Annotated in this window: 4 protein-coding genes; 1 reads left to right on the top strand and 3 read right to left on the bottom strand. The window is 73.5% G+C overall.

What is annotated here, in order from left to right:
• Nucleotides 1-275 precede the first annotated feature (275 nt).
• Nucleotides 276-1,625 carry a GON domain-containing protein gene (locus tag GTZ93_RS32775; protein WP_161663191.1) on the top strand — a complete coding sequence of 450 codons (1,350 nt, stop codon included), beginning with the start codon at nucleotides 276-278 and terminating at the stop codon, nucleotides 1,623-1,625.
• Between the two features lie 10 nt (nucleotides 1,626-1,635).
• Here GTZ93_RS32775 and GTZ93_RS32770 read toward each other — a convergent pair whose 3' ends face one another.
• From GTZ93_RS32770 to GTZ93_RS32760, 3 genes are read right to left on the bottom strand one after another with little or no spacing between them, the layout of a single operon-like run.
• Nucleotides 1,636-2,460 (bottom strand): GNAT family N-acetyltransferase, encoded by an 825-nt coding sequence (locus GTZ93_RS32770; protein WP_120598512.1) that lies wholly within the window; start codon nucleotides 2,458-2,460, stop codon nucleotides 1,636-1,638.
• A gap of 49 nt (nucleotides 2,461-2,509) precedes the next feature.
• Complete coding sequence (locus GTZ93_RS32765; protein WP_139923838.1) at nucleotides 2,510-3,235, bottom strand: tetratricopeptide repeat protein; 726 nt, start codon at nucleotides 3,233-3,235, stop codon at nucleotides 2,510-2,512.
• A complete protein-coding gene (locus GTZ93_RS32760; RefSeq protein WP_161663190.1) occupies nucleotides 3,232-5,310 on the bottom strand; it encodes a serine/threonine-protein kinase in 2,079 nt (692 codons plus the stop codon). The genes GTZ93_RS32765 and GTZ93_RS32760 overlap by 4 nt, the downstream gene beginning before the upstream one ends.
• Between the last annotated feature and the right edge of the window lie 412 nt (nucleotides 5,311-5,722).

The raw sequence follows: 5,722 nt of genomic DNA, 5'->3' as shown, positions 1-5,722 counted from the left end.
GCCGGAGACCCGCACCGGCGCCGTGCCTCCCGCGCGGCGCCGGGGTTCGCCCGCCGCGATGTCCGTGGAGGGCTCTGAGGGGAGCATGACAGGCCGCCTCCTCGGAGGGGCCAGCGCGCGTGCCAGGACTGGCACGTTCGCGGCGCGGCCACGTCATCCGGCGGGCCGCGCTCACCCGTAACGCCCCGGAATCCCGACGGCGAGACCCTGGCGGCCCGCGTGGCCCCGACCTTGCGATGGGAAGGCTTCGCAACCTCTCACCGGAGCCCAGCCTCATGAATTTCCAGAAGCCTTCCGTCATCCCCCACCTCCCCCGCCGCGCGCGGCCCCTGACCTGGAGCCTCCTGGCGCTCGCCGCCGCCGGCTGTGGCGCCAGCGACAGCGCCAGCCCCGGCACCCTGGCGGAGCGCCCCCAGGCCCTCACCGAGCGGCCCACCCGCTGTCTGGACATCCGCACCGCCCAGCCCGGAGCGCCGGACGGCGACTACGTGCTGTATGTGGCGGGTGACCCCAGCGCGTCCTGGACCGTGTACTGCCACGACATGGCCGGCACGCCCGCCGAGTACCTCACGCTCACGCGCACGGACGCCGACTCCAACTTCTCGCGGTACACCGCCGGCGGCTCCTCCCCCGGCACCGACGTGCTCACCCACTTCACCCGGCTGCGCATCGACCCCGCGACCCTGCGCGTGGACACGGCGGATCAGACCTTCGCCTCCTCCACGGGCGCGCTGACGCACTCGCCGGACACCGTCACCGCGATGCCCTACGGCGTGGCCATGGCGTGCGGCGGCGGACAGGGCCAGGGCAACGTCGACCTCCGGGGCACCCCCTTCACGGTGGAGGCGCAGGCGTTCAGCGTGGGCGGAGCGAACGGGGCCGGCGCCGCCGTCTCCAGCGAGGACGGCCAGGTCGTCACGCTGTCCGGTGGCGGCATCTGCGGCTGGGTGGGCCCGCAGGGCAGCTACAATCCCTTCAACCAGCATGGCGGCCTGCTCCAGCTCCACTACCGCGGTGAGAACTTCCCCGCGACGTGCCAGGACGTCCAGGCGGCCCACCCCGGTGCGCCGGACGGCGAGTACGCGCTGTTCGTGAACAAGGACCCGCTGAAGCGCTGGACGGCCTGGTGCCAGGACATGGCCGGCACGCCCAGGGAGTACCTCTCCCTGGTGCACACGGAGGAGGGCGCCAACTACTCGCAGTACACGTCGGGAGGGAACTCGCCGGGCACCGACGTGCGGACCCGGTTCACGCGCGTCAGGCTGAACCCCGTCACCCTCGCCGTGGACACCGGGGACCACTCCTTCTCGACGTCCAGCGGCTCCCTCAAGCACGTCAACAGGGAGCTTGTGACGGCCATGACCTACGCGGCCGCCATGGGGTGCAGCCGCACGGGCATGGCCAACGTGGACCTGCGAGGCACGCCGTTCTCCGTGCCCACCGGCAACATCGGCCGGGCCGGCCCCTCCAGCGAGTCCTCGTGGTGGGCCTTCCACGACAACAACCAGGTGGTGGAGATGCGCGGCTACGGAGGCTGCGGCTGGGTGGGCCCGCAGGGCAGCTACAACCCCTTCAACAAGAACGGCGCCCTGCTGCCCCTGGCGTACACCGTGCCGCAGCCGTAGCCCCTGACGCTCAGGGAGACGGCTCCAGCCCCGCGCCGGGCTTCACCAGCACGGCGCGGGAGTAGGCCATGAGGAAGCCCAGGCGCATGGCGTTGCGCTCCGTGGGGATGCCGGGCGAGGACATGATGGCCGCCAGGTCACTGCCCTTCTCCAGCCCCCGCGCCAGCCGCGCGGCGATGAGCGCCTGCTGCACGCCGAGCCGCCGGTACGCGGGCAGCACCGACGTGCCGAACAGCGAGGTGAGCCCGTCGCTCACCTCGCAGCTGCCGGCCCCCACCGCCACGCCGTCGAGCCACGCCACGTACGAGTCCGAGGCGGGGTTGCGCGCCGCCTTCAATCCCATCTCCAGGAAGATCGCCGGCATCGACTCGCCCTCCGGGACGAAGCCGCTGCCGGCGACCTCCACGAACCGGTGCACCGCCGCGTCGTCGGAGGGATCCACCCGCTCGACGCGCAGCCCGGCGGGAGCGCCCCGGTCCAGCCGCGACAGGTCCTCCCCCACCTGCAGCGGCCGGTACAGCACCGTCTCGAACTCGCGCAGCACGAAGCCCCGGTCCGCCAGCCCCTTCAGCAGCGGCTGGGGCGCGAAGGGACTCAGCTCCGCCTTGGGCTCCACGCCACGCGACGCGAAGAAGTCCACCAGCGCGTCCAGCTCCGCGTCCGTGACGGCGCGCTCGAAGCCGTAGCCGCACGACTTGTTGATGTAGGACCCCACGCCGCCGAACGCCATCCAGCCGTCCGCGAGCGGCGCGGACGCCGTCGAAAGCGCCACCGCGGAGGTGGCCTGCTTGCGCTCGAACCGCCGGGCGATCTCCACCAGGTTCACGTCGTTCATCCTCCCCGTCTACACCGGGACGGGCCGCCGCGTCAGTGCGTCGCTGCGCTCACCCAGGCCCGTTGCCGTGGGGTGGCGGGGGCGAGGACAGCAGGCCGTCCAGCACGCCGTAGGCGTAGAGCGCCGCGAAGGCGTAGGCGCCCACGAGATAGGAGACGTTGAAGGCCCGGGCCGTGGGTGCGTCCTGGGCCGAGTAGCGGCCGTCCGGGCCGCGCAGGGACAGGGCCACGCCCAGGGAGACCGCGGACACGGCGAACGTCGTGCCCTGCCCTACCGCGAGCGCGGTGCCCTTGGAACGCTGGCCGTGCACGAGGTGGCCCACGCCGAACGGCACCAGGTACCAGCCTCGCGAGGCCGGGCGGGATTCGACCAGGACGGGAGCGGTGATGGAGGTCGTGGGCCCGGGCAGGAGCACGGGCGGGCGGAGTCGGGCGGCGCGCTGGACGATGCGGTCATGGCGCTGCGCGAGCACCCGTTCGAGGAAGGCGATGAAGTCCGGCGGATACACCAGGGGGTCCAGCTTCGCGTCGGGGTCGAGCGCGAGCCCCTCCACGGCCTCGTGCTCCGCGCGGGGCAGGTCCTCCTGGGCGTGGAGCGTCGCCGCGAGCAGCAGGTGGGCTTCCGCCTCCTCCTGGGGATGGGAGAGCCGAGGGGGCTGGAGCAGGGCCTCCAGCGCGGTCCGGGCGCGGGGCAGGTCGCCGGACTGATAGGCCTCGCGAGCGGGGCCCAGCGGAGAGGACGCAGCGAGCAACAGGGCGACGATGGCGGTCTTCATGGAGCGGCCCCCAGCACGATCGTGGTGTGGGTCCCCGCCACCGCGTCGAGCGATTGCCTCAGCACGTGGCCTCCCGGGTCGCGGACGGACAGGAGGTGTACCCCGTGCGAGAGCTTCAATGGGTCGCGCAGCGGGGCCACGCCCACCTCCACGCCGTCGACGAAGACGCGGGACGCCGCGGGCGCGACGAGGGTGACCTCCGCGTCGCGCACCCGGAGGGAGACTTCACGCGAGACGGTTGCGCCGGCAGCCACTTCGAGCACTTCCTCGACGGGCTCGCACAGGGGGTTGGCGAAGCGGAGCCGGTGCGTGCCGGGAGACAGCCGAAGCTCGCGCAGCCGAGGGGTGTAGCCCCGGCTCTGGCCGTCCACGAACACCTCGGCCCAGGGGCGTGTCGCCACCGTGAGCGTCGCGAAGTCCCGGGCATCCGGGACACGGACGGGCAGCTCGTCGCCGGGGGGCTCCGGGGACACGGGCCGTTGCGGAGAGTCCTGGGCGGGGCGGGCCAGCGGCGCTGGCGCTGCCCGAGGCGACCTGCCCGGAGCCTCCGGACGCGCGCCCCGGACCGGCGTCCCGGCGGCCGCCTGATGCAAGGGACGCGAAGGTCTTTGCGCTGAATCAAGGCGGGCGACGGCCACGGGCGCGGCGGAGGCCTCGCTTGTGGCGGGCAGGCCAGCGCCGGGCGGTGCCGAGGCGGCCGTTGTCGCAGTGGAGTCGTCACCGGGCGAGAGCGCGGCGGAGGCGGCATTTGTCGCAGTGGAGTCGTCACCGGGCGCGAGCGCGGCAAGGTCCTCCGACGTGGCAGGCGAGCCCGCATCAGGAGCAACTGGCACGGCGGTCTGCACCGTTGCCTCCGGATCCGTCGCGGGCGCGGACGCCTGCCCCGTGGCCACCGCCGGACTCCTGGCGCCACCCGCGCGCCATGCCCATGGCCCCAACCCGCCCGACACCGCCGCGAGCACCAGGGCCGCCAGGAGCGCTCGCTTGTGCTCCGCCCACGAGCGCGGGAGCGCCTCCCACGCGCTCCGGGCGAGGCCCTTCCTCATGGGCCGCGAGCGCAGGAGCGCCAGCACCTCGGGGGCCCCGGGCCGGAGCGCCAACGCGGCGTTGAGACACCGGGCAGCCCGGGCGCCCTGCCCCGCGGCGAGCAGCGCACGGCCTTCGCCCAACAGCCGCTGGAACCGGTCCTCGCGCCAGCGGGCCACGCAGGGCTCCGGAGCCTGGAAGAAGGCACGCGACGCTTCGGCGGGAGCCCCGACCCACGACCGCAGCACCGCCTCCAGCTCCTGCGCCAGCGCCCCACCCTCCACGGGCCTGTCACGCGCATCCCGGGCAAGACACCGCGCGACCAGCGCCGACAGGGACTCAGGCGTGCCCGGCGCGGCCTCCACCAACGGCGGCGCATCGCGGGTCATCACCGAGACCGCCAGCCGGGCACTGCCCTCCCCTGCATGGGGCGTCGAGCCGGTGCACAGCTCGAACAACACGACGCCCACCGCGTAGACGTCCGACGCCGGGGACCACGCCCCGGTATCCATGCGCTCCGGCGCCATGTACGGCAGCGAGCCGATGACGGCGCCAGTGCTCGTCAGCCGGGCCTGGTCCGCCAGCGCGGCGATGCCGAAGTCCGCGAGCTTCAGCGGCCCTCCACGCGCCACGAGCACGTTCTCCGGCTTGACGTCCCGGTGCACCACACCGCGCGCATGCGCCGCGTCCAGCGCGCGGGCCAGCTCCCAGCCCAGCAGCGCGACGGCCTCCGGCGGCAATGGAGCCAGGCGCCGCGCCAGTTCGCGCAGGTTCTCGCCTTGCACCCATTCACAGACGAGGAACGGGCCGCGCACGGCGTCCTGGCCAAAGTCATGCACCGCCAGGACGTTGGGGTGCTGGAGCGAGGCCACCACCTCCGCCTCCTGGCGGAAGCGCTCGGTGAAGCGGGCGTCCAGGCCCGGGTGCAGCACCTTCACGGCCACGCGGCGGGACAGCTGGAGGTCGAGGGCGAGGAAGACCGTCGCCATCCCGCCCCGCCCCAACTCCTGCTCCAACTGGTAGCGGCCGGCCAACAGTTCGCCCGTCATCGCGCGCGCAGTCTAGGAAGCGGGATCCGCGCGATCAAACCCCCGGGCGCCCTCACTGCTGGCACACGCGGAGGGTGGAGCCGGGGAGCTGCACGCACGTGCCTGCCTGTCCCCCGGGACACTCCGCATCCGACCGGCAGGGTTGGTGACAAATCTTCCCACGTCCCAGGTTCGCGCAGAAGCCGCAGCGGGCGCAGTCCATGGAGGTCTCGCAGGAGTCGCCCAGGTGCTCGGTGGGCAGGCCCTCGCAGGTCTCGACGCACAGGGACTCCGGAGCCGGTGAGCATTGGTAGCCCGTGGGGCAGCCCGGGTCGCAATCGCGTGTACAGCGTCCCTTCACGCAGTACGCGAACGTCGAACAGGCCAGGGGGTCGGAGCAGGGCTCGGTGAGGCGGGGGCCCGATTCGCATTC

Source organism: Corallococcus exiguus (genome assembly GCF_009909105.1).
GTDB lineage: Bacteria > Myxococcota > Myxococcia > Myxococcales > Myxococcaceae > Corallococcus > Corallococcus exiguus.
This window is presented reverse-complemented; position numbering and strand designations above follow the sequence as displayed.